The organism is Anaeromyxobacter terrae (assembly GCF_022690685.1).
GTDB classification, from domain to species: Bacteria; Myxococcota; Myxococcia; order Myxococcales; family Anaeromyxobacteraceae; genus Anaeromyxobacter; species Anaeromyxobacter terrae.
This window is the reverse complement of the sequence record NZ_JALCYY010000045.1, coordinates 22,629-44,374: the sequence shown is the minus strand read 5'-3', so window position 1 is coordinate 44,374 and position 21,746 is coordinate 22,629. Positions and strand designations below refer to the sequence as shown.

The following is a 21,746-nucleotide window of genomic DNA, read 5'->3' as shown; positions in this document are numbered from 1 at the left end:
GGTCGGGGTCGGGGTCGGGGTCGGGGTCGGGGTCGGGGTCGGGGTCGGGGTCGGGGTCGGGGTCGGGGTCGGGGTCGGGGTCGAGGTCGGGGTCGGGGTCGGGGTCGAGGTCGGGGTCGAGGTCGGGGTCGGGGTCGGGGTCGGGGTCGGGGTCGGGGTCGGGGTCGGGGTCGGGGTCGGGGTCGGGGTCGGGGTCGGGGTCGGGGTCGGGGTCGGGGTCGGGGTCATTCACCCGACGTCAAACCGACGTGTAGGGCGCGATATCGCGCTCTACAGCCAATCCCCGGGTTCGGGCCGATGTCGCTCGCTGACGGGAGCCAGGAGGGAGTTGCGGTCCCCATCCGGGATGCGAGACTCGGTGAGCCCCCAACTGGAGGTCGCTCCGCGTGCGCACCGCTTCTCTCAGGAACAGGTTCCTCGTCTCGCTCGCGGCGGTGCTCTCGCTGACCATCGTGCTCGCGGCCTACGTCACGCGCTCGGCGCGCGAGCGCCAGCTCCTCGACGCCGCGTCCGGCGAGATGCTCGCCGACGTGGCGGCGTTCGACGCAGCGGTCTCGGCCGACGCGGAGGGGCTGTCGCGCGCGCTCACCGTGCTCTCTCGCCAGGAGCGCGTCCTCGCGCCGTTCGCCAGCCGCGACCGCGAGGCGCTCCTCGCCGCGGCGGCGCCGCTCTTCGCGGAGCTGAAGGCGACGAACGCGATCACGCACATGTACTTCATCGAGCCGGACGGGCGCGTGTTCCTGCGCGCCCACAAGCCGGAGCAGCGGGACGACGTCCTCACGCGCGCGACCTTCCGCGCGGCGGCGAGGACGGGCAAGAACGCTCACGGCATCGAGCTCGGCAAGAACTTCTTCTCGCTGCGGAGCGTCCGGCCGGTGTCGCTCGGCGGCGCGCAGATCGGCTTCCTCGAGGTCGCCGAGGAGATCGATCACCTCTTCGCGCAGACCAAGCAGGTCACCGGCGAGGAGGCCGCGCTGTTCCTGCGCTCGGACTACCTGCGCGCCAAGGGGGCCGAGGCGACGAAGGAGGTCGTCGGCGAGTTCCAGCTGCTCGAGGCGACCGACCGCGCGCTCGCGCGCGAGCTCGGCGCGGCGGTCGGCCTCGCCGGAGGGCTCGAGGCCCCCGTCGCGCGGCTCTTCCAGCGTGGCGACGCGTGGTACGTCGCCGGGATCGGCCCGCTCCGGGACGCGGAGGGCGAGGTCGCCGGCGTCCTCTTCTTCTTCCGCGACGCGACCGCGCTCCACGCCGCGTCGGTGCGCGACGGCTGGACCACGATCGCCCTGTTCGCCGCGATGATGGCGGTCGCCGGGGCGCTGCTGTACGGGGCGCTGCGCCGCAGCCTCTTCGCGCTGCGCGAGGCGGTCGCCGCGTCCGCCCGGATGGCCGAGGGCGACCTCACGATCCAGATCGAGGCGCGCGCCCTCGACGAGGCGGGGCAGGTGCTCGCGGCCATGCGCGACACGGTCGGCCAGCTGCGGGGCGCCGTCGGCCAGGTCCGCGACGCCGCGCACGGAGTGGCGACGGGCAGCGACAAGCTGCGCGGCGGCGCCGAGCTCATCTCCCGGACCACCTCCGAGCAGGCCGCCGCGGCGGAGGAGGCGGCGGCGTCCGTCGAGGAGATCTCGGCGACGATCACCGCCACCGCGCGGGACGCCGACGCGGCGGAGCGCTCGGCGCTCGCGTCGGCGACGTCCGCGGAGGAGGGCGGCCGCGCCGTCGCCGAGGCCGTGGCCGCCATGCGCCGGATCGCCGAGAAGACCGGGATCGTCGAGGAGATCGCCTACCAGACGAACCTCCTCGCGCTGAACGCCGCCATCGAGGCCGCCCGCGCCGGCGAGCACGGCAAGGGGTTCGCGGTCGTGGCCGCAGAGGTGCGCTCGCTCGCCGAGCGGAGCCGCGGCGCGGCGCAGGAGATCGGCGAGCTCTCGGACTCGACGGTGGCGGTGGCGGAGCGGGCGGGCGCGGTGCTCGGCGCCCTCGTGGCCGACATCCGCCAGAGCGCCGGGCAGGTCCGCGACATGGCGTCCGCCACCCGCGCGCTCGCCACGGGCGCGGCGCAGATCAGCGGCGCGGTGCAGGGGCTCAGCTCCGGCGTCCAGCACACCGCGGGCGCCGCCCAGGAGATCGAGGCCACCGCGCACGACCTGGAGCGCCGCGCCGACGAGCTGCAGGCGGCGATCGCGTTCTTCCGGCTGGGTACGGCGGGCGAGCCCGCGGCCCTGCCGCCGCACGGTCGCGCCGCCGCCTGAGCCTCACCTCAGGGCCGTCGTCGGCTCACGCAGGCTCGGGCTCCGTCACCCTCGGCGCCGGCACAGCCGCTGCGACGACGAGGCGGAGCTTCGAGCCGTCCGGCTCGACGTCCACGCGGACGGTGCCGCCCTCGTGCAGCTCGCCGAACAGGATCTTCTCGGCGAGCGGCTTCTTCACCTCGTTCTGGATGAGGCGGGCCATCGGCCGCGCGCCCATCTTGCGATCGAAGCCGTGCTCCGCCAGCCAGGCGCGGCCCTCGGCCGTGAGCTCGATGTGCACCTTGCGCTCGGCGAGCTGGGCCTCGAGCTCCTTCACCAGCTTGTCCACGACGCGGGCGATCACCTCGGCGGGCAACGAGTCGAACGCCACCCACGCGTCGAGGCGGTTGCGGAACTCCGGGCTGAAGGTCCGCTCGATGGCGTTCCGCGCGTTGCCGGGATCCGAGACGTCCGAGCCGAACCCCACGCGCCGCGCCGACAGCTCCTGCGCGCCCGCGTTCGTCGTCATCACCAGGATGACGTGCCGGAAGTCGGCCTTGCGGCCGTTGTTGTCCGTGAGCGTCGCGTGATCCATCACCTGCAGGAGCAGGTTGAAGATGTCCGGGTGGGCCTTCTCGATCTCGTCGAGGAGGAGGACGGCGTACGGCGTCTTGCGGATCGCGTCGGTGAGGAGCCCCCCCTGGTCGAACCCGACGTAGCCGGGGGGCGCGCCGATGAGCCGCGAGACGGTGTGCTTCTCCTGGTACTCCGTCATGTCGAAGCGGAGGAACTCGACGCCGAGGATCCGCGCGAGCTGCTTCGCGAGCTCGGTCTTCCCGACGCCGGTCGGGCCGGAGAAGAGGAAGTTGCCGATCGGCCGCTCCGGCGCGCCGAGGCCGGAGCGCGACAGCTTGATGGCGGAGACGATCGCCTCCACCGCCGCGTTCTGCCCGTAGATGACCTTCTTGAGCTCGGGCTCGAGGTTGCGGAGCTGGGTCTCGTCGTCCGCCGACACGGTGCGCTCGGGGATCTTCGCGATCTTCGCGACGACCCGCTCCACGTCGCGGGCGGTGACGCGGTGGCGGCGGCGCGCCTCGGCGCGCATCCGGTCGCGCGCGCCGGCCTCGTCGAGGACGTCGATGGCCTTGTCCGGGAGCTGCCGGTCGTTGATGTGCTTGGCCGAGAGCTCGGCCGCCGCGCGGAGCGAGCGCGGCGTGAACACGACGCCGTGGTGCTCCTCGTAGACCTTCTTCAGCCCCTTGAGGATGCGGATCGTGTCGTCGACGCTCGGCTCGTAGATCTCGATCTTCTGGAAGCGCCGCGCGAGCGCGTGGTCGCGGTCGAACGTCTGCTTGTAGTCGTGGAAGGTGGTCGAGCCGATGCAGCGCAGCTCGCCGGAGGCGAGCGCGGGCTTGAGGAGGTTCGAGGCGTCCATCGACGAGCCGGTGGTCGCGCCCGCGCCGACGATGGTGTGGATCTCGTCGATGAACAGGATCGCGTTCGGCGTCTTCTTCACGCCGGCGATCACGCCCTTGAGCCGCTGCTCGAACTCGCCGCGGAACTTGGTGCCGGCGAGGAGGGCGCCCATGTCGAGCGAGTAGATCGCCGCCTTCTCGAGGACGGACGGGACCTTCTTCTCGTGGATGCGGAGCGCGAGCCCCTCCACGATCGCCGTCTTGCCCACGCCAGGCTCGCCCACGAAGACCGGGTTGTTCTTGCGCCGGCGGCAGAGGACCTGGATCGTCCGCTCGATCTCGGCGTCGCGGCCGATGAGCGGATCGATGAGCCCCTGCGCCGCGCGCTCGACGAGGTTCACGGTGAAGGTCTTGAACGGATCCTTCACCGTCCGCGGCGCGCCCGACTCCTCGCCCCCCTCGTCCTGCGGCTCGTCGTCGCCACCGCCCTCCTTGCCGATGCCGTGCGAGATGTACTGGAGGATGTCGAGGCGCCTGACGCCCTGCTTCTCGAGGAGGTAGACCGCGTGCGAGCCGCGCTCGCGCGTGATCGCCACGAGCACGTCGCCGGCGTTGAGCTCGGTGCGCCCGGAGCCCTGCACGTGCCAGGCGGCCCGCTGCAGCACCCGCTGGAACGCCGCGGTCTGCTCGGGATCCTGCGAGCTCCCGAGCGACTCGAGCGTGCGGTCGAGGTACTCCTCGAGCTCGCGCTCGAGGAGCTTCAGGTCGGCGCCGCAGGCGAGCAGCACCTCGGAGGCCACCTTGTCGCGCGTCATCGCGTGCAGGAGGTGCTCGAGCGTCACGTACTCGTGGCGTCTCCGTCGCGCCTCCGCGACCGCGGCCTGAAGCGTCTGCTGCAGTTCCTTCGACACCGTCACCATGCCTGCTCCGCTACTCCGGCTCGACCGTCACGAGGAGCGGGTAGTCCGCCTCGCGCGCGAGCTCCATCGTCTTCTCCGCCTTCGTCTCCGCGATCTCGAAGGGATAGATACCGGCCACGCCGACTCCGTGCATGTGAACGTTCAGCATGATGCGGTGAGCGCTCTCGGGATCGTGGTGGAAGACCGTCACGAGGACCCAGTCCACGAACTCCTGCGTGGTGTAGTCGTCGTTGTGCAGCAGCACCCGGTACAGCGACGGCCGCTTCGTCTCCTTCTCCGCCTTCGTCCGGGGGACGACGACGTCCGTGTCGCCCCCGGGGCGGGACCGCTCTGCCATGGCCTCACATTGTAAGCGTACGGCCTCCTCGCCGCGCAGGCCGGGCGCGCGCGGCGGCTCGCGCGCGGCCGCACGTGCGCCCGGTGTCCGCGATCGGCCGGAGGGCGTCCTCGAGCCCCGCGCGGGGCTCTCCGGGAACGGAGAGGGCAGTGGACCGGCGGTGCTCCCCCCGCGCGGCGGACCGCCAGGCCGCTGGGCCGCTTGCCGGGCGGTGGGGCGGGCGGTTATTCCGGGGGTCTCATGCCCATCGCCCTCCTCGCGGCGCTCGCGCTCGCCGCCGGCCCGTCGCCCCTCGCCCTCACGCCCATGCCCGGGCAACCGAACCTGCTCGCGCTCGGCGTGCCGGAGATCCCGGCCTCGCTCGCCGTGCGGCTCGACCAGTACCAGAACGCCCGAGGCGCGACGCTCCTCGACGTCGCGCCGGACGGCGGGACGCTCCTCGTCGGCACGCGCTTCGGCTCCACCGTGCAGCTCCACGTCGTCTCCCATCCGCTCGGCATGCGCGAGCAGGTCACCTTCGGCAAGGAGCCGGTCCTCGACGCGCGGCTCGTGCCGGGCGATCCGCGTACGATCCTCTACCTGCAGGACGTCGGCGGCGGCGAGTTCTACCAGCTCTACCGCCTCGACCGCCGCACCGGTCGCTCCGAGCTCCTCACCGACGGGAAGAGCCGGCACGAGGCGCTCCTCGTCTCGCACGACGGCCGCCGCCTCGCGTACGCGGGCACCGGGCGGAACGGCAAGGACACGGACGTCTACGTCGCCGACCTCGCCCGGCCGCGCGAGGCGCGCCGGATCGTGGAGGGGGAGGGGTCGTTCCTCCCGCTCGACCTCTCCCCGGACGGCGCCCGCCTCCTCGTCTCGCGGTTCCGCTCGATCGCCGACGCGGACCTCCGGGTCGTCGAGATCGCGACCGGCGCGTCGCGGCCGCTCCTCGAGGGGGAGGGCTCGCTGCGCGACGCGGCCTTCTCCGCCGACGGGCGGAGCGTCTACGCGGTGACCGACCGCTTCGGCGACCGGAACGCGCTGTACCGGATCGACCTCGACCGCGCGGGCGCGACCCCGCGGCCGGTCGCGCCCGGCGTCGCCGCCGAGGTGGAGCAGGTGGCGGTGGCGCGGGACGGTCGCGTCGCGTTCACGGTGAACGCGGACGGCTACTCGCTCCTCCACCTCCTCGACCCGCGCGCCGGCCGGCTCTCCGCGGCCCCGCTCCCGCCCGGCGTCGCCGGGCGCCTCGCGTTCCCCGCCGGACGCGGCGACCGGCTCGCGGTGTCGGTGTCTTCGGCGACTTCGCCCTCGGACGTCCACGTGCTCGACCTTCGCACCCGCGCGCTCACCCGCTGGACGCGCTCGGAGGTGGGCGGGATCGATCCCTCGCTCTTCGTCGAGCCCGAGCTCGTCCGCTACCCGTCGACGGACGGGGTGGAGGTCCCGGCCTTCCTCTACCGCCCGCGTGGCGAGGGGCGCCGCCCGGTCGTCGTCCTCTGGCACGGCGGCCCGGAGGGCCAGTCCCGCCCGGCGTTCAGTCCGTTCGTGCAGTTCCTCGCCGCCGAGCTCGGCGTCGCCGTGCTCGCCCCGAACGTGCGCGGGTCCGACGGCTACGGGAAGCGCTACCTCGCGGCGGACGACGGGGTGCGGCGCGAGCAGGCGCTCGCGGACATCGGCGCGACGTTCGACTTCATCGCGCGCCGGCCGGACCTCGACGCCTCCCGCGTCGCGGTGTACGGCGGCTCGTACGGCGGGTACATGGTGCTCGCCTCGATGACGTTCTTCCCCGAGCGCGTGCGCGCCGGCGTGGACGTGGTGGGGATCTCGTCCCTGCCGACGTTCCTCCAGAGCACGCAGGCGTACCGGCGCGACCTGCGCCGCGCCGAGTACGGCGACGAGCGCCTGCCCGAGGTGCGCGCCGTCCAGGAGCGGATCTCGCCGCTCAACCACGTCGCGCGCATCCGCGCGCCGCTGTTCGTGGTGCAGGGCAAGAACGATCCGCGCGTGCCGCGCTCCGAGGCGGAGCAGATCGTCGAGGCGGTGCGCGCGAACGGGAAGGAGGTCTGGTACCTGCTCGCCGAGGACGAGGGGCACGGCTTCCAGAAGAAGGAGAACCGCGACACGATGACGTCCGCGGTGGCGCTCTTCCTCGAGCGGATGCTGGCCGCAGGCGGCGCGTCGCCGCCGGAGGCCGCCGGGACGCGCTAGACGTAGGCGCGCCTCAGGGCAGGGGCGGCTCCGGCACCTCGAGATCCCAGCGGCCCCGCAGCGTGGGCTGCTCGAGCGCGCGCGCGAGCCGCGCGAGGAAGTCCGCGCGCGGGATCTCGCGGGCGCCGAAGCGCGCGAGGTGCTCGGTCCGGACCTGGCAGTCGACGAGCCGCACGCCCCAGGACGCGAGCCACTCGACCGAGCGGACGAACGCGACCTTCGAGGCGTCCGGCCGATCGGCGAACATCGACTCGCCGAAGAAGGCCGCGCCGAGCGACACGCCGTAGAGCCCGCCGGCGAGCGCGTCGCCGTCCCACGCCTCGAACGAGTGGGCGAAGCCGAGCCGGTGGAGGCGCACGTAGGCGTCGACCATCTCCGGCACGATCCAGGTCCCGGACTGGCCGGGCCGCTCGCGCGCCGCGCAGCGCCGGATCACGTCCTCGAAGGCGCGGTCGGCGGTGACCCGGTAGCGGCCGCGGCGCAGGGTGCGCGCCAGCGAGGTGGAGACGTGCAGCCACTCCGGCTCGAGCACGAGGCGCGGGTCGGGCGACCACCAGAGGATGGGCGTGTCGTCGCCATACCAGGGGAAGATCCCCATCGCGTAGGCGCTGAGGAGACGCTCCGCCGACAGGTCGCCGCCGATCGCGAGCAGCCCGTCGGGCTCGGCGAGCTCCGGATCCGGGAACGCGATCTCGCGCGAGAGCCGGTAGATCGACACGCCCGCGAGTGTAGTGCGAGGCGCGCCCCGCGGACAGCCGTGCCGGGGGGACGAGCCGCATCCCCCCGGCACGAGCCACGCGGTGCCGTGCTCTAGAACCGGCCGGCCCAGCCGACGTAGGTCGGCGCCCTGACGACCGGGTCGCGATCGGTCGAGCCGAGCCCGTCGCGCACCGCGACGCGCCGCTCGCGGCGGTCCACCTCGCGCGCGTCGTACGTCGCGTGGATCGCCCCGACCGCAGCGCCGACGAGCAGCCCCGCGCCGGCGCCGATCATCATGTCGCGCTGCCAGTGGTCCCACTCGTTGACGAGCGACACGCCGGTGCCGACGAGGAGGCCCGCGACGCCGCCGTACGCCGCGTCGGTCGCGACGGTGGCCATCGGGTTCGGCCGCTCACGGCGCTCCACCACGACCTCCGTCGCGCCCTGCGCTGGCGGCGGGGTCACCACGGTCGTCGACGAGGGTGGCGGCGGCGTCACGGTCGTGGTCCCGCCCGACTGCCCGCTCGGCGGGTTCACGACCACCTGCTGCGAGGCGCCGCCTGGCGCGGCGGTCCCGCCGGACGCGGGCTGCTGCTGGGCCGGCGGCAAGGCCGGCGGCTGCTGCTGCGGCGGCGTGTATGGCTGCTGATTCGTCGTCCCGGACTGTGCGAGCGCCGGTCCCGCGACGGCGAGCGCCGCGGCGAACAGGGTTCCCTTGAGCATCCCCTCACCTCCCGAACCCAAAGATGGGGTGCGGAAGGGAGGCCGGCAAACGGGTGCGCCTCAGGAGCACGCACGTCGCTCCGGGCGGCCCTGGGATCACGACGTTCGCAGCGAGATGAACTCCTTCAGCGCCGTCCGGACGGACGCCTGCACGGCCGCCGGGACCTCCGGGAGCGGCGCGGCCTTGCACAGCGCGAGCGTCCGCTGGAGCGACTGGCAGCGCGCGTCGCAGGTGGGGCAGCGGGCGAGGTGGCGCTCCATGTCGGCGCACAGCGTGGCGCTGATCTCGCCCTCGAGGTGCTTCGAGAAGAGCTCGACGATGTCCGGGCAGGGCTCCGCAGGGGCGACCGCGCCTGCGGCAGCAGCGGTTGACGGGGCGGCGGCGCCGGGGATCCCGAGCAGCGGCGCGACCGCCTCACGCACCGCCACCCGTGCGCGATGCAGCCGGCTCTTCACCGCCTCCACGGTGAGGCCCATGATCTCCGCGACCTCGGGCGCGCTGAGCCCCTCGACGTCGCGGAGCACGAGGACCTCGCGGTACATGGGGTCGAGCGCGGCGATGGCCTGCTCCAGCGCGACCTCGATCTGCCGGCCCGCGAGCGCGTCGTCGGGGGGGCGCGACGGGTCGACCACCTGGCGCGCCGCCTCGCCCGGGACGCGCGCCTCGAGCGACTCCTCCTGCTCCGGCGCGAACTTCGAGCGCCGCCGCTTCTTGATGCAGAAGCTCCGGGCGATCGTATAGAGCCACGTCGAAACCGAGGACGCGCCGCGGAAGTCCTTCACGTTTCGTGCGACCGCAAGGAGGGTCTCCTGCAAGACGTCCTTTGCGTCCTCCTCGTCGCGGCACATCTTCAGCCCGAAGCGATACACGCTCCGTTGATGCCGTGAGAGGAGCGCCTCCAGGGCCCGGCGGTCGCCCTCGCGGGCGCGGTCGAGCAGCTCGGTGTCCTTGGGGTCCATGAGGGGTGGGTCGTAACTCGGAGCGGTCGATGGAACAAGCACCGCGTCGCCGCCGCGACCCGCGTCCGCTCGGCTCGCGCAGCCGGCGCGGCCTCGACGACCGCGCGTCCGAGGGAGACCGGCCGCTGCGGCGGCGGGCACGGAGGATCCCGCGCGGGCCGGCGACCGGGCAGGAACCCGAGCCCCTCGCCCCTTCCGAGACCTTCCGTCGATATTTGATCCAAGACAATTTACGCCCCAGCGCGGGCCCGGCCGTACCTGCACGACGTCCAAGGGGCATGCGCATCACGCGATGAGCGCACTCTTTTCTCCGAGATCCAACGGCATCTTCCGCATCGTCATCGCGGTCCTCGTCGCCGGCGCCGCCGGGACGGTGGGCGCCTTGATGGTGTTCGCCCGCATCCCGGCGGGCACCGGGCAGGCGGAGCAGATCGGGCAGCCGGTCCAGTTCGACCACCGGCACCACGTGCAGGACGACCTCATCGACTGTCGCTACTGCCACACGACCGTCGACAAGGCCGCCAGCGCGGGGATCCCGCCCACCGAGCTCTGCCTCAACTGCCACTCGCAGGTGTGGAACAAGAGCCCGCTGCTCGACCTCGTGCGCGCGAGCTGGTTCGCGAACAAGCCGATCGAGTGGGTGCGGGTGCACCGCCTCCCCGGCTTCGTCTACTTCAACCACGCCATCCACGTGAACAAGGGGGTCGGCTGCGTCGAGTGCCACGGACGCGTCGATCTGATGCCGGCGATCGAGCAGGTCGCCCCGCTCACGATGGGCTGGTGCCTCGACTGTCACCGGAACCCCACCCCGCGTCTCCGCCCGCTCGAGGAGATCACGAACATGACGTGGCAGCCGGAAGGCGACCCCGTCGCGCTCGGGAAAGAGCTGGCGAAGAAGTACGACGTGAAACCCCGCACGAGCTGCTACACATGCCATCGCTAGGGCTTCCCATCTACGGTCAGAAGACGGCGCTCGAGACGCGCCGCTGGAAGAGCATCGACGAGCTCGAGGGGCGGGCGGACGCCGGGCCGGGTGAGTTCCCGGAGGGCGCCGCAGAGACGCCCGAGGGCTTCTCGCGGCGCGGCTTCCTCCAGATCCTCGGCGCCTCCGCGGCGTTCGCAGGTCTCGCCTGCAAGCCGCCGCGCGAGAAGCTCGTGCCCTACGTGCGGAAGCCCGAGGCGGTGACGCCGAGCGTCCCCGTCGGCTACGCGACCGCCACGAGCGACGAGGGGTACGCCGTCGGGCTCGTCGTGCAGGCGTACGAGGGCCGGCCGGTGAAGATCGAGGGCAACCGCCTGCACCCGGCGAGCCTCGGCGGCACCGACGCCATCACCCAGGCGCTCGTGCTCGATCTCTATGATCCGGCGCGCCTCGCGGGCTTCACGCGCGGAGGGCGCGCGCTCGCGTGGGCGACGGTCCTCCAGGAGATCGCCGCGCTCGCCCGCGAGCACGACAAGGACGGCGGCGCCCGGCTGCGCTTCCTCGTCGCTCCGACGAGCTCGCCGACCCTCGCCGACCTGCGCCGCCGGCTCCTCCTGCGCTTCCCGAAGGCCCGCTTCGACACGTGGGCGCCGGCCGGCGGCGACGCCGCGCAGCGCGCCGGCGCGGAGATCGCGCTCGGCCGCCCGCTCGACGCCACCTTCGAGCTCGCGAAGGCCGACGTCATCCTGTCGCTCGACTCGGACTTCCTCGCGACCGAGGGCGAGCACCTGCGCAACGCGCGCGAGTTCGCCTCGCGCCGCGAGGGCGAGCGCATGAACCGGCTCTACGTCGCCGAGCCGCGCTTCTCGGTGACGGGCGGCATGGCCGACCACCGGCTCCGCATGCGGGGCGCCGAGGTCGCGGCGTTCGCGCGGGCGGTCGCGGCGGAGCTCGCCGCGGCCGGGGTCGCGGGCCTCGAGCCCCTCGGCGCGCGCGCCGCGGGCGAGCAGGCCAGGGCGGCGAAGGCCATCGCGAAGGATCTCGCGGGGGCCCGCGGGCGCTCGCTGGTCGTCGCGGGCGCGCGGCAGCCGCCGGCGGTGCACGCGCTCGCCGCGGCCATGAACGAGGCGCTCGGCAACGTCGGGCCCGTCGTGAGCTGGCGCGCGCCGGTGCTGCTCGACCCGAAGGCGGGCCCGGACGCGCTCCGCGCGCTCTCGGCCGAGGTGCAGGGCGGCAAGGTGGACACGCTCGTCGTGACCGCCTGGAACCCGCTCTACACCGCGCCCGCCGACCTCGAGCTGCGCAAGGTGTTCGGCAAGGTGAAGAACTCGATGGTCCTCGCGCTGCGCGACGACGAGACCGTGCGGGCGGCGAGCTGGAAGCTCGCGGCGAGCCACCCGCTCGAGTCCTGGGGCGATCTCCGCTCGCGCGACGGCACGGTCACCGTCGTGCAGCCGCTCATCTCGCCGCTCTTCGAGAGCACGACCGAGGTCGATCTCCTCGCCGCGTTCCTCGGCGTGGGCGACCAGGGCGCCTGGCGCCTCGTGCGCGACGGCTGGCGCGCCCGCTCCGGCGCTTCGCCCGCGCCGCTGCCGCTCGGGGGGCCCGCCGCCGCGTCGAACCCCGCGGACACGAACCGGCCCCGTCCGCCCGATCCGTTCGATCGGACGTGGGAGGAGTGGCTCGCGGCGGGCCTGCTCACCGAGAGCGCCGGCCGGCCCGAGGAGGCGAAGGTCGACGCCGGCCGCGTCGCCGGCGCCCTCGCGAAGCTCCCTGCGCCGGCGGGCGGCCTCGAGCTCGGCTTCGCGCCCGACTACAAGGTCTGGGACGGCCGCTTCCTCGAGAACGCCTGGCTGCAGGAGCTGCCGGATCCCGTCACGAAGCTCACCTGGGAGAACGCCGCCCACCTCTCGCCCGCCACCGCGAGGCGGCTCGGGCTCGAGTCGGGCGATCTCGTCGAGCTCGCGCGCGCGGGCCGCGCGGTGGTCGCGCCGGTGCTCGTCGTCCCCGGCCACGCCGACGACGCGGTCACCCTGGCGCTCGGCTACGGCCAGCTGGGCGCCGGGGCGGTCGGCAAGGGCGCGGGGTTCGACGCCTACGCGCTCCGCACGAGCGACGCGCCCTGGTTCGCTGGCGGCGCCGAGCTGAAGAAGACCGGCAAGCAGACCGAGCTCGCCGTCACGCAGGGCCACTTCTCGATGGAGGGCCGCGCCATCGCGCTCGCGCTCGACCACGAGGAGCTCCCCCGCGCGAAGGCCGAGCTCGACGAGCACCGCGGCGAGTCGCCGACGATCCTCGAGCCGGTCGACTACTCCGAGAAGGACTACCGCTGGGGCATGTCGATCGACCTGTCGAAGTGCATCGGCTGCGCGGCGTGCACGGCGGCGTGCCAGGCGGAGAACAACATCCCGGTGGTCGGCAAGGAGCAGGTGCTCCGCAACCGCGAGATGCACTGGATCCGGGTCGACCGCTACTTCGAGGGGCCCGCCGAGGATCCCCGGTCGGTCACGCAGCCGCTCGCGTGCGTGCACTGCGAGATGGCGCCCTGCGAGTACGTCTGCCCCGTGAACGCCACCGTCCACTCGGACGAGGGCCTGAACGAGATGGTCTACAACCGCTGCGTCGGCACCCGTTACTGCTCGAACAACTGTCCGTACAAGGTGCGCCGCTTCAACTTCCTCGACTACCACGGGGACATGGCGCCGACGCTCCAGATGCTGATGAACCCTGACGTCACCGTGCGGGCCCGCGGCGTCATGGAGAAGTGCACCTACTGCACGCAGCGCATCCAGCGCTCGCGCATCGAGGCGCGCGTGGCCGGCCGGAAGATCGGGCCGGACGAGGTCGTGCCCGCCTGCGCGCAGGCCTGCCCGTCCGAGGCGATCGTCTTCGGTAACCTCAACGACCCGCGCTCGCGCGTGTCGCGCAAGCACGCCGACGCGCGCCGGTACGACCTGCTGCACGAGCTGGGCACCCGGCCGCGCACCGCCTATCTCGTCAAGCTCCGCAACCCGAACCCCGAGCTCGCATGAGCACCGCCGAGAAGACGATCCAAGACGCCCACGCGCTCGAGGGCGCGCCGGTCCTCGTGGGCCGCCCGGACGATCGGGCGCTGACCGAGAGCCTCCTCGCCCCCGTCCTCGGCCCGACGCGCAAGGGCTGGCTGCTGCTCCTCGTCGCGCTCCTCGGCGGCGTCGGGTTCTGGACCCTGTCGCTCGTCACGACGCTGTTCGTCGGCATCGGCGCCTGGGGCAACAACATCCCCGTCGCCTGGGCGTTCGACATCACGAACTTCGTCTGGTGGATCGGCATCGGCCACGCCGGCACGCTCATCAGCGCGATCCTCCTCCTGTTCCAGCAGAAGTGGCGCACCTCCATCAACCGGTTCGCGGAGGCGATGACGCTCTTCGCGGTCGCGATGGCGGGCGTCTACCCGGTCATCCACCTCGGGCGGCCGTGGCTGTTCTGGTGGCTCATCCCGTACCCGTCGACGAACCTGATCTGGCCGAACTTCAAGAGCGCGCTCCCCTGGGACGTGTTCGCGATCTCGACCTACGCGACGGTCTCGTTCCTCTTCTGGTACCTCGGCCTCATCCCCGACCTCGCGACGCTGCGAGACGCCGCCAGGACCCGCGGCCGCCGGATCGTCTACGGGATCATGAGCTTCGGCTGGCGCGGCTCGGCGCGGCACTGGCGCCACTACCGGATCGGCTACCTCCTGCTCGCCGGGCTCTCCACGCCGCTCGTCGTCTCCGTCCACACCATCGTGTCCTTCGACTTCGCCATCTCGCAGCTGCCGGGCTGGCACACGACGATCTTCCCGCCCTACTTCGTGGCCGGCGCCATCTTCAGCGGCTTCGCGATGGTGATGACGCTCATGATCCCGGCGCGCCGGCTGCTCGGCTACCAGCACGTCGTCACCGAGCGTCACCTCGACAACATGGCGAAGGTGATCCTCGCGACCGGGCTCATGGTGTTCTACGGCTACATGATGGAGTGGTTCATGGCCTGGTACTCGGGCAGCTCGGCCGAGGCCTTCGCCTTCCTGAACCGGTTCCAGGGGCCGTACAGGGGCATCTTCATCGCCCAGATGTTCTGCAACGTGGTCTCCCCGCAGATCCTCTGGTTCCCGTCGATGCGGCGGAACGAGTACGTGCTGTTCCTCGTCGCGATCCTCGTCAACATCGGCATGTGGGCGGAGCGGTTCGTCATCATCGCGGTCTCGCTCCACCGCGACTTCATCCCGTCGTCCTGGGGCATGTACTACCCGACCTGGGTCGACTGGGGCCTGTTCCTAGGCTCGATCTGCACGTTCGGCGTGCTGTTCCTGCTGTTCCTGCGGTTCCTGCCCGCCATCCCGCTGTTCGAGGTGAAGGAGCTCCGCCGCGAGCTCGAGCACTACGGCGAGAACGCCCACCCCGGCTCGGAGGAGGAAGGATGAAGGCCTACGTCCTCGGGGAGTTCGAGCGGGAGCAGCCGCTCTACGAGGCCGCGCGCACGCTCCGCGCGCACGGCCACGAGCAGCTCGACATCCACTCTCCGTACCCGCTGCACGAGGCGGATCACGCGCTCGGGCTGAAGCGCTCGACCGTCCCGATCGTCGCCCTCGTCGCCGGCGTCACCGGCGCGCTCACGGGCTACCTGCTCCAGTGGTACACGGTCGGCCACGACTGGCCGCTCAACGTGGGCAACCGCCCGCCGCACAGCGCGCCGGCGTTCATCCCGGTCACCTTCGAGCTCGGCGTGCTGTTCGCCGCGCTCGCCATCTTCGTCGGGCTCCTCGGCGGGTACTTCGGCTTCCCGCGCACGCACCACCCGGTGTTCGAGGTGGAGGCGTTCCGCTCCGCCAGCATCGACGGGCTGTGGCTCTCCGCGGAGGTGGAGGGGAAGGACGCGGAGGGCGTCGCCCAGGAGCTGCGCCGGCTCGGCGCGCGCAACGTGTCGATCGTCCCGGAGGCGAAGTGAGATGAAGACCGCGCGCCTCGCCGCCCCGCTCCTCCTCCTCCTCGCCGCCTGCCCCAGGCTCGATCCGATGTGGGATCAACCCAAGGTGAAGGCCTACAAGGCGAGCAAGCACTACCCCGACGGCCTCGCGATGCGCACGCCGCCGGCCGGCACCGTGCCGCACCGGGCGCCGATCGAGCCCGCGGTCGCGACGGGCCGCGGCCCCGACGGCCGGCCGCTCCCCGTGTCGCCGGTGGCGGTCACGGCCGAGCTGCTCGCGCGCGGCCGGGCCCGGTTCGACGTGAACTGCGCGGCGTGCCACGGCGTCCTCGGCGATGGCGAGAGCCAGGTCGCGCTCAACATGTCGCTGCGGAAGCCCCCGTCGCTGCACCAGTTCCGCGAGCTCGCGGACGGCTTCATCTACCAGGTCATCTCGGAGGGGTTCGGACTCATGCCGTCGTACGCCGGGCAGCTCTCGGTGCAGGACCGCTGGGCGGTGGTCGCCTACGTCCGCGCGCTCCAGCTCTCGCAGTACGCCACCGTGGAGCAGGTCCCGCCCGAGGCGCGAGAGCGCCTCCAGAAGGAGGGGCGATGACGCTCACCCCGTACCAGGGGGGCAGGCGGCTCATGGCCCCGGCCCTCGTCGCCGCGGTCGCGGGCCTGGCGCTCACCGCGGTCGGCGCCCTCGTCGACCCGCGGCGCGCGCTCTTCGCGTACCTCGTCGCGTTCGTCTACTGGATCGGCATCGCGCTCGGCGCGCTCATCCTGCTCGGCGCGTTCCACGCGTCGAACGCGCGCTGGCCGGTGGTGCTGCGCCGGTTCGTCGAGACCGTGCCCGCCGCGCTGCCGCTCTTCGTCGTGCTGTTCATCCCCATCGCGCTCGGGATGAAGCGCCTCTTCGTGTGGATGGCGCCGCCGGAGACGCTCGCTCCCGAGATGGCGCACGCCGTCCACCACAAGCTCCCGTACCTCAACGCGGGCGGCTTCCTCGGGCGCGCCGCGATCTACTTCCTCTTCTGGATCGTGGTCGCGCACCTGCTGCGGAGCTGGTCGCTCCGCCAGGACACCGCGGGGGGCGCGACGCTCACGCGCTGGCAGCGCCGGCTCGGCGCGGGATCGCTCCCGTTCCTCGCGCTCACGCTCACGTTCGCGTCGTTCGACTGGATGATGTCGCTCGACCCGCGCTTCTTCTCGACGATCTTCGGCGTCTACTGGTTCGCGGGCAGCTTCATGGCGGCCTTCGCGGTGACGATCATCGCCGCCACGCTCTCGCGGCCGGACCCGACCGCGTTCGGGCACCACATGAGCCTCGAGCACTTCCACTCGCTCGGGAAGTTCCTGCTCGCCTTCATCGCGTTCTGGGCCTACGTCGCCTTCTCGCAGTTCATGCTCATCTGGATCGCGAACATCCCGGAGGAGGTGCCCTGGTACATCCTCCGGATCGACGGCGGCTGGAGGTGGGTGGGGGTCTTCCTCGCGCTGTTCCACTTCGTCGTCCCCTTCTTCCTGCTCCTCTCGCGCGACCTGAAGCGGAACCCGAGGGCGCTCTCGCTCGTCGCGGGCTGGCTGCTCCTCGTGCACTGGGTCGACCTCTACTGGCTCGTCATGCCGCACCTCGACCCCGCCGGCCCACGGCCGTCGATCTGGGACCTCACCGCGTTCGTGGGGGTCGGCGGCGCGGCGATCGCGTTCACGATCTTCCGCCTGCGCGGCACCTTCACCGTGCCCGTGCGCGACCCCTACCTCGAGGACTCGCTGAGGTACCTGCCGCAATGAACGATCCGCACACCGATCCCACGCACGCCCACGCGCACGAGGTCGGCCACGGCCACGGGGTCCGGTCGGAGGAGGACCGGATCTCGAGCGGCAAGGTGGTCGCCGTCGGCGTCGGCGCGCTCGTCGTCTTCTTCTTCGCCTCGCTCGCCGCGACGAGCTACCTGCGCCTGCGCCAGGGCGAGCAGCCGCCGGCCTCGATCCCCGCCGAGCTCGGCCAGTCCAAGATCGGCATGGTCGAGCAGCAGATGTTCGACGTCGCGGTTCGCGGCACGCGCGACCGGGCGCAGCGGCTCGAGAAGCTCCGGTCGTACGGCTGGGTCGATCGCGACGGCGGCGTCGTGCACATCCCCATCGATCGGGCGATGGAGCTCGTCGCGAAGGGCGTCCGGCCCGCGCAGGCGCCGAAGGGCGGCGAGGCGCCGCCGCCGGGGGGGCAGCCATGAGCCGCCGCCCGGCCCGGCTCGCCGCGCTCGCGGCGCTGGCGGCGGTCGCCGGTGGCCCGAGCCTCGCCGCGGCCCAGTTCTGGAATCGCGAGGACCCGAAGGGCCCGCCCACCGACCAGCCTCCCGCGATCCTGGAGGAGGTCGGCGTCGACGAGCGGCTCGGGAACCAGGTGCCGCTCGATCTCGGCTTCACCGACGGCAACGGCCGGCCCTTCCGCCTCGGCGAGGCGTTCAAGGGTCACCGTCCGGTGGTGCTCACGCTCGTCTACTACGACTGCCCGATGCTCTGCGGGCTCATCCTCTCCGGCATGGCGAAGACCATGCGCGAGAACGGCCTCGTGCTCGGCAAGGACTACGACGCCGTCACGGTGTCGTTCGATCCGAAGGAGAAGCCCGCGCAGGCCGCGGAGCGGCGCCGCGGCTACCTCCAGTCCCTCGGGCGCGCGGAGGCGGAGCCGGTGTGGCCGTTCCTCGTCGGCACCGAGGCGGCGTCGCGCCAGCTCGCCGAGTCCGTGGGCTTCCGCTACAAGTACGACCCGGCGTCGAAGGAGTGGGCGCACATCGCGGCGGTCTTCGTGCTCACGCCGGACGGCACCGTCTCGCGCTACCTCTACGGCATCGAGTACCCGTCGAAGGACTTCCGGCTCTCCGTCGTCGAGGCGGCGGACGGGAAGGTCGGCACCAGCTTCGACAAGTTCCTCCTCACCTGTTACCGCTACGACCCCGCCTCCCGGAAGTACGAGCCGTACGCGTGGGGCTTCGTGCGCGCGGGAGGCCTCGCGGTGCTCCTCGCGCTCTCGGGCCTCATCGGCGGCCTCGTCTGGCGCGAGCGCAGGGGCAAGGCGAGGCGCACGGCATGAACGAGCTCCTCCGCAGGATGCTGTTCCTCCCCGACCAGGCGTCGGACTACGCACGCCAGGTCGACGGGCTCCACTACTTCATCATCATCACCACGATGATCGCCGCCGCGGGCGTGTTCGCGACCGCGATCTTCTTCTTCGTCCGCTACCGCCGCCGCGCGGACACGGACCTCACCCCGCACGTCGAGCCGCGCACCATCCACGAGGTCGTCTTCGTGGGCCTGCCGCTCGCGCTGTTCCTCGTGTGGTTCGCGATCGGCTTCCCGCAGTACGCGAAGCTGTCGCTCCCGCCGAAGGACGCGATGGACGTCTACGTCCAGGGCAAGAAGTGGATGTGGAAGTTCGCCTATCCGGGCGGGCCGAACGCGATCGACACGCTGCGCGTGCCGGTGGGGCGCCCGGTGCGGCTGCTCATCACCTCGCGCGACGTGATCCACTCGTTCTACGTCCCCGCGCTCCGCGTGAAGATGGACGCGCTGCCGGGCCGCTACACGCAGTCGTGGTTCAAGGCGGAGAAGCCCGGGCGCTACGAGATCTTCTGCGCCGAGTACTGCGGCCTCGGCCACTCCGCCATGCTCGGCGAGCTCGTCGTCATGCCGCAGGAGGAGTTCGACACCTGGATCGCCGAGCAGCGCCGGGGCGCGAACGCCGTCGCGCAGGACGCGGCGCCGTCCGGCGAGCGGGCGATGCCCGCGGCCAACGTCGCCGAGGAGGGGCGCCGGATCGCGTCCGAGCAGGGGTGCCTGAAGTGCCACAGCGTGGACGGCACGCGGCACATCGGCCCGACGTGGGTGGACCTCTACCTCCGCCAGGAGAAGCTCAAGGACGGCAAGACCGTCGTGGCGGACGAGGGCTACCTCACGAAGTCGATGATGGATCCCGCGGCGGACATCGTCGCGGGCTACCAGAACGTGATGCCCACGTACCAGGGCAAGCTCTCTCCGCCCGAGGTCGCGGCGGTCGTCGAGTACATCAAGACCCTCAAGACGCAGGCGGTCCGCTCCGGTCCGTCGGAAGGCCCGGTCTATGAATCCATCCCTCGCCCGCAGTGAAGTTCCGGTGTGGAACCCCCGGAACTACCTGAACTCGCCCGAGACCGGCCTCAAGTCCTGGCTGCTCACCCAGGACCACAAGCGGATCGGGGTGATGTTCCTCGTCGCCACCACGATCGCGTTCGCGCTCGGCGGCGTCTTCGCGCTCCTCATCCGGATCGAGCTGCTCACGCCCGGCCCGACGATCATGAGCGCGCAGACGTACAACCGCATGTTCACGCTCCACGGCGTGGTCATGATCTTCCTCTTCATGATCCCCGCCATCCCGAGCGGCTTCGGGAACTTCCTCGTGCCCCTCATGATCGGCGCGAAGGACGTGGCCTTCCCGAAGCTCAACCTGCTCAGCTTCTACGTCTACGTCGCCGGCGCGCTGATCGCGCTGTTCGGGATGATCCAGGGCGGCGCCGACACCGGCTGGACGTTCTACACGCCGTACTCCACCACCACGATCACGAAGGTCGTGCCGGTGCTCCTCGGCGCGTTCATCCTGGGCTTCTCGTCGATCCTCACCGGCCTCAACTTCATCGTCACCACGCACACCATGCGGGCGCCCGGCCTCCACTGGACGCGCCTGCCGCTGTTCGTGTGGTCGATCTACGCGACGTCGGTGATCCAGATCCTCGCGACGCCGGTGCTGGGCATGTCGCTCTTGCTCGTCGCGGTGGAGCACGCGTTCGGCTGGGGCATCTTCGATCCGGCGCGCGGCGGCGACCCGGTGCTCTTCCAGCACTTCTTCTGGTTCTACTCGCACCCCGCCGTCTACATCATGGTGCTGCCCGCGATGGCGGTGATCTCCGAGGTGGTCTGCGCCTTCTCCCGCAAGAACATCTTCGGCTACAAGGCCGTCGCCTACTCCTCGCTCGGCATCGCGTTCGTCGGCTTCTTCACCTGGGGCCACCACATGTTCGTGTCCGGGCAGTCCGCCTTCAACGGCGGCGTGTTCGGGGTGCTCTCGATGTTCGTGGGCATCTTCACGGCCATCAAGGTCTTCAACTGGACGGCGACGCTTTACAGGGGGTCGATCCTGTTCGCGACGCCGTTCGCGTACTTCGTGGGGTTCCTGTTCTTCCTGGTGTTCGGCGGCATGACCGGCATCGCGCTCGCCACGGTGTCGCTCGACGTGCACTGGCACGACACCTACTTCATCGTCGCGCACTTCCACTTCATCATGGTCGGGGCGACGCTCATGGCGTTCCTGGCGGCGCTCCACTACTGGTTCCCGAAGATCGCGGGGAAGCGCCTGCCCGAGGGCTGGGGCCTCGTCGCCGCGGTGATGATCATCCTCGGGTTCAACTTCACCTTCATCCCGCAGTTCCTGCTCGGGAACGAGGGGATGCCGCGGCGCTACTTCTCGTATCCCGAGAAGTTCTGGCCGCTGAACGTCGCCTCGACCGCGGGCGCGTCCGTGCTCGCGCTCGGCCTCGTCATCGTGCTCGTCTACACGCTCGTCGCGCTGAAGTGGGGCCCGATCGCCGGATCGAACCCGTGGAACTCGCGCGGGTTCGAGTGGGACACGCCGTCACCGCCGCCGCCCGAGAACTACGAGACGACGCCGGTCTACACGCACGGCCCGCACCAGTACGACCTGCCCGGCGTCGAGACCCCGCCGGCCGCGACGCCCGAGCCGAAGCATGCCAGCTAACACGACCTACCTCGCGCACCACTTCGAGAGCCTCGAGAAGCAGACCTACGCGGCGCGGCTCGGGATGTGGCTGTTCCTCGCCACCGAGGTGCTGCTGTTCACGGCGCTGTTCGCGGGGTACGGGGTGTACCGCTACCTCTACCCGGAGGCCTTCCGCGAGGCGAGCCGCGGCCTCGAGACCTGGATCGGCTTCGTGAACACGCTCGTGCTCGTCACGAGCTCCTTCACCGTCGCGATGGGGCTCGAGCGGGCGACGCGCGGCGACGGCCGCGGCACGCGCCTCCTCTTCGGCGCGTCGATCCTGCTCGCCGTCCTGTTCCTCGGCCTCAAGGCGGTCGAGTACACGCACCACTTCCACGCCGGCGAGCTGCCCGGGCGCTTCTACACGAGCGACGCGGTGCAGGGGCCGGGCGGCCCGATCTTCTTCGCCCTCTACTTCCTCATCACGGGGCTGCACGCGATCCACGTGGTGATCGGCATGACCGTCCTGGCCGTCATCGGCTGGCGGGCCGGCCGGGGCGCCTACGCCGCCGAGTACCACGTGCCCGTGGAGCTCGGCGCGCTGTACTGGCACCTCGTCGACCTCATCTGGATCTTCGTCTTCCCGCTCATCTACCTCATCTAGGAGCCGC

Annotated in this window: 19 protein-coding genes; 13 read left to right on the top strand and 6 right to left on the bottom strand. The window is 71.9% G+C overall.

Annotated features, from left to right (window positions below; genetic code table 11):
* A partial coding sequence (locus MNY62_RS18380) for a hypothetical protein (RefSeq protein WP_242345661.1) occupies positions 1-228 on the bottom strand: 228 nt, incomplete at its 3' end.
* Between the two features lie 158 nt (positions 229-386).
* Between MNY62_RS18380 and MNY62_RS18375 the strand changes: the two genes are divergently transcribed.
* On the top strand, positions 387-2,249 hold the full coding sequence (locus MNY62_RS18375; RefSeq protein ID WP_242345659.1) for a methyl-accepting chemotaxis protein: 1,863 nt from the start codon (positions 387-389) through the stop codon (positions 2,247-2,249).
* A 25-nt stretch (positions 2,250-2,274) separates the two neighbouring features.
* On the opposite strand, the gene clpA is transcribed toward MNY62_RS18375, so the two are convergent.
* Positions 2,275-4,563 (bottom strand): ATP-dependent Clp protease ATP-binding subunit ClpA, encoded by a 2,289-nt coding sequence (clpA, locus tag MNY62_RS18370; RefSeq protein WP_242345657.1) that lies wholly within the window; start codon positions 4,561-4,563, stop codon positions 2,275-2,277.
* Between the two features lie 10 nt (positions 4,564-4,573).
* Complete coding sequence (locus MNY62_RS18365) at positions 4,574-4,900, bottom strand: ATP-dependent Clp protease adaptor ClpS (RefSeq protein WP_242345655.1); 327 nt, start codon at positions 4,898-4,900, stop codon at positions 4,574-4,576.
* A 240-nt stretch (positions 4,901-5,140) separates the two neighbouring features.
* Between MNY62_RS18365 and MNY62_RS18360 the strand changes: the two genes are divergently transcribed.
* Entirely contained in the window at positions 5,141-7,093 is a 1,953-nt protein-coding gene (locus tag MNY62_RS18360) for a S9 family peptidase (RefSeq protein WP_242345653.1), read from the top strand.
* Between the two features lie 13 nt (positions 7,094-7,106).
* On the opposite strand, the gene aat is transcribed toward MNY62_RS18360, so the two are convergent.
* From aat to MNY62_RS18345, 3 genes are all read right to left on the bottom strand, one after another.
* Positions 7,107-7,811, bottom strand: a complete 705-nt coding sequence (gene aat / locus MNY62_RS18355; RefSeq protein ID WP_242345651.1) for a leucyl/phenylalanyl-tRNA--protein transferase — start codon at positions 7,809-7,811, stop codon at positions 7,107-7,109.
* Positions 7,812-7,903: 92 nt separating this feature from the next.
* The gene (locus tag MNY62_RS18350) at positions 7,904-8,515 is read right to left on the bottom strand and encodes a hypothetical protein (RefSeq protein ID WP_242345649.1); all 612 of its coding nucleotides are present in this window, start codon (positions 8,513-8,515) and stop codon (positions 7,904-7,906) included.
* 96 nt (positions 8,516-8,611) lie between these two features.
* Positions 8,612-9,475, bottom strand: coding sequence for a sigma-70 family RNA polymerase sigma factor (locus MNY62_RS18345; protein ID WP_242345648.1), 864 nt, complete (start codon positions 9,473-9,475; stop codon positions 8,612-8,614).
* A 292-nt stretch (positions 9,476-9,767) separates the two neighbouring features.
* Here MNY62_RS18345 and MNY62_RS18340 point away from each other — a divergent pair, with 292 nt between their 5' ends.
* The 11 genes from MNY62_RS18340 to MNY62_RS18290 are packed head-to-tail and all read left to right on the top strand — an operon-like array spanning position 9,768 to position 21,739.
* Entirely contained in the window at positions 9,768-10,418 is a 651-nt protein-coding gene (locus tag MNY62_RS18340) for a cytochrome c3 family protein (RefSeq protein ID WP_242345647.1), read from the top strand.
* Positions 10,406-13,429 carry a TAT-variant-translocated molybdopterin oxidoreductase gene (locus tag MNY62_RS18335; protein WP_242345646.1) on the top strand — a complete coding sequence of 1,008 codons (3,024 nt, stop codon included), beginning with the start codon at positions 10,406-10,408 and terminating at the stop codon, positions 13,427-13,429. The genes MNY62_RS18340 and MNY62_RS18335 overlap by 13 nt, the downstream gene beginning before the upstream one ends.
* Positions 13,426-14,838: an NrfD/PsrC family molybdoenzyme membrane anchor subunit gene (nrfD, locus tag MNY62_RS18330; protein WP_242345644.1), complete on the top strand. Its 1,413-nt coding sequence runs from the start codon at positions 13,426-13,428 to the stop codon at positions 14,836-14,838. The genes MNY62_RS18335 and nrfD overlap by 4 nt, the downstream gene beginning before the upstream one ends.
* Positions 14,835-15,362, top strand: coding sequence for a DUF3341 domain-containing protein (locus tag MNY62_RS18325; protein ID WP_242345642.1), 528 nt, complete (start codon positions 14,835-14,837; stop codon positions 15,360-15,362). The genes nrfD and MNY62_RS18325 overlap by 4 nt, the downstream gene beginning before the upstream one ends.
* 1 nt (position 15,363) lies before the next feature.
* The gene (locus MNY62_RS18320; protein ID WP_242345641.1) at positions 15,364-15,936 is read left to right on the top strand and encodes a c-type cytochrome; all 573 of its coding nucleotides are present in this window, start codon (positions 15,364-15,366) and stop codon (positions 15,934-15,936) included.
* The gene (locus MNY62_RS18315) at positions 15,933-17,117 is read left to right on the top strand and encodes a hypothetical protein (protein WP_242345639.1); all 1,185 of its coding nucleotides are present in this window, start codon (positions 15,933-15,935) and stop codon (positions 17,115-17,117) included. Before MNY62_RS18320 ends, MNY62_RS18315 begins: the two co-directional genes overlap by 4 nt.
* On the top strand, positions 17,114-17,560 hold the full coding sequence (locus MNY62_RS18310; protein WP_242345638.1) for a hypothetical protein: 447 nt from the start codon (positions 17,114-17,116) through the stop codon (positions 17,558-17,560). The genes MNY62_RS18315 and MNY62_RS18310 overlap by 4 nt, the downstream gene beginning before the upstream one ends.
* Positions 17,557-18,420, top strand: coding sequence for an SCO family protein (locus MNY62_RS18305; protein ID WP_242345636.1), 864 nt, complete (start codon positions 17,557-17,559; stop codon positions 18,418-18,420). The genes MNY62_RS18310 and MNY62_RS18305 overlap by 4 nt, the downstream gene beginning before the upstream one ends.
* Positions 18,417-19,472 carry a cytochrome c oxidase subunit II gene (gene coxB / locus MNY62_RS18300; protein WP_242345634.1) on the top strand — a complete coding sequence of 352 codons (1,056 nt, stop codon included), beginning with the start codon at positions 18,417-18,419 and terminating at the stop codon, positions 19,470-19,472. The genes MNY62_RS18305 and coxB overlap by 4 nt, the downstream gene beginning before the upstream one ends.
* Positions 19,447-21,114, top strand: coding sequence for a cytochrome c oxidase subunit I (locus MNY62_RS18295; protein ID WP_242345633.1), 1,668 nt, complete (start codon positions 19,447-19,449; stop codon positions 21,112-21,114). Before coxB ends, MNY62_RS18295 begins: the two co-directional genes overlap by 26 nt.
* A complete protein-coding gene (locus MNY62_RS18290; RefSeq protein ID WP_242345632.1) occupies positions 21,104-21,739 on the top strand; it encodes a cytochrome c oxidase subunit 3 family protein in 636 nt (211 codons plus the stop codon). Before MNY62_RS18295 ends, MNY62_RS18290 begins: the two co-directional genes overlap by 11 nt.
* Positions 21,740-21,746 lie beyond the last annotated feature (7 nt).

Excerpts from the sequence above, each read along its gene's own strand:
- MNY62_RS18315 (WP_242345639.1), top strand. The coding sequence starts at position 15,933 with ATGACGCTCACCCCGTACCAGGGGGGCAGGCGGCTCATGGCCCCGGCC.
- MNY62_RS18305 (WP_242345636.1), top strand. The coding sequence starts at position 17,557 with ATGAGCCGCCGCCCGGCCCGGCTCGCCGCGCTCGCGGCGCTGGCGGCG.
- MNY62_RS18335 (WP_242345646.1), top strand. The coding sequence starts at position 10,406 with ATGCCATCGCTAGGGCTTCCCATCTACGGTCAGAAGACGGCGCTCGAG.
- coxB (WP_242345634.1), top strand. The coding sequence starts at position 18,417 with ATGAACGAGCTCCTCCGCAGGATGCTGTTCCTCCCCGACCAGGCGTCG.
- MNY62_RS18365 (WP_242345655.1), bottom strand. The coding sequence starts at position 4,900 with ATGGCAGAGCGGTCCCGCCCCGGGGGCGACACGGACGTCGTCGTCCCC.
- MNY62_RS18295 (WP_242345633.1), top strand. The coding sequence starts at position 19,447 with ATGAATCCATCCCTCGCCCGCAGTGAAGTTCCGGTGTGGAACCCCCGG.
- clpA (WP_242345657.1), bottom strand. The coding sequence starts at position 4,563 with ATGGTGACGGTGTCGAAGGAACTGCAGCAGACGCTTCAGGCCGCGGTC.
- MNY62_RS18340 (WP_242345647.1), top strand. The coding sequence starts at position 9,768 with ATGAGCGCACTCTTTTCTCCGAGATCCAACGGCATCTTCCGCATCGTC.
- MNY62_RS18310 (WP_242345638.1), top strand. The coding sequence starts at position 17,114 with ATGAACGATCCGCACACCGATCCCACGCACGCCCACGCGCACGAGGTC.
- nrfD (WP_242345644.1), top strand. The coding sequence starts at position 13,426 with ATGAGCACCGCCGAGAAGACGATCCAAGACGCCCACGCGCTCGAGGGC.
- MNY62_RS18290 (WP_242345632.1), top strand. The coding sequence starts at position 21,104 with ATGCCAGCTAACACGACCTACCTCGCGCACCACTTCGAGAGCCTCGAG.
- MNY62_RS18320 (WP_242345641.1), top strand. The coding sequence starts at position 15,364 with ATGAAGACCGCGCGCCTCGCCGCCCCGCTCCTCCTCCTCCTCGCCGCC.
- MNY62_RS18345 (WP_242345648.1), bottom strand. The coding sequence starts at position 9,475 with ATGGACCCCAAGGACACCGAGCTGCTCGACCGCGCCCGCGAGGGCGAC.
- MNY62_RS18350 (WP_242345649.1), bottom strand. The coding sequence starts at position 8,515 with ATGCTCAAGGGAACCCTGTTCGCCGCGGCGCTCGCCGTCGCGGGACCG.
- MNY62_RS18360 (WP_242345653.1), top strand. The coding sequence starts at position 5,141 with ATGCCCATCGCCCTCCTCGCGGCGCTCGCGCTCGCCGCCGGCCCGTCG.
- MNY62_RS18325 (WP_242345642.1), top strand. The coding sequence starts at position 14,835 with ATGAAGGCCTACGTCCTCGGGGAGTTCGAGCGGGAGCAGCCGCTCTAC.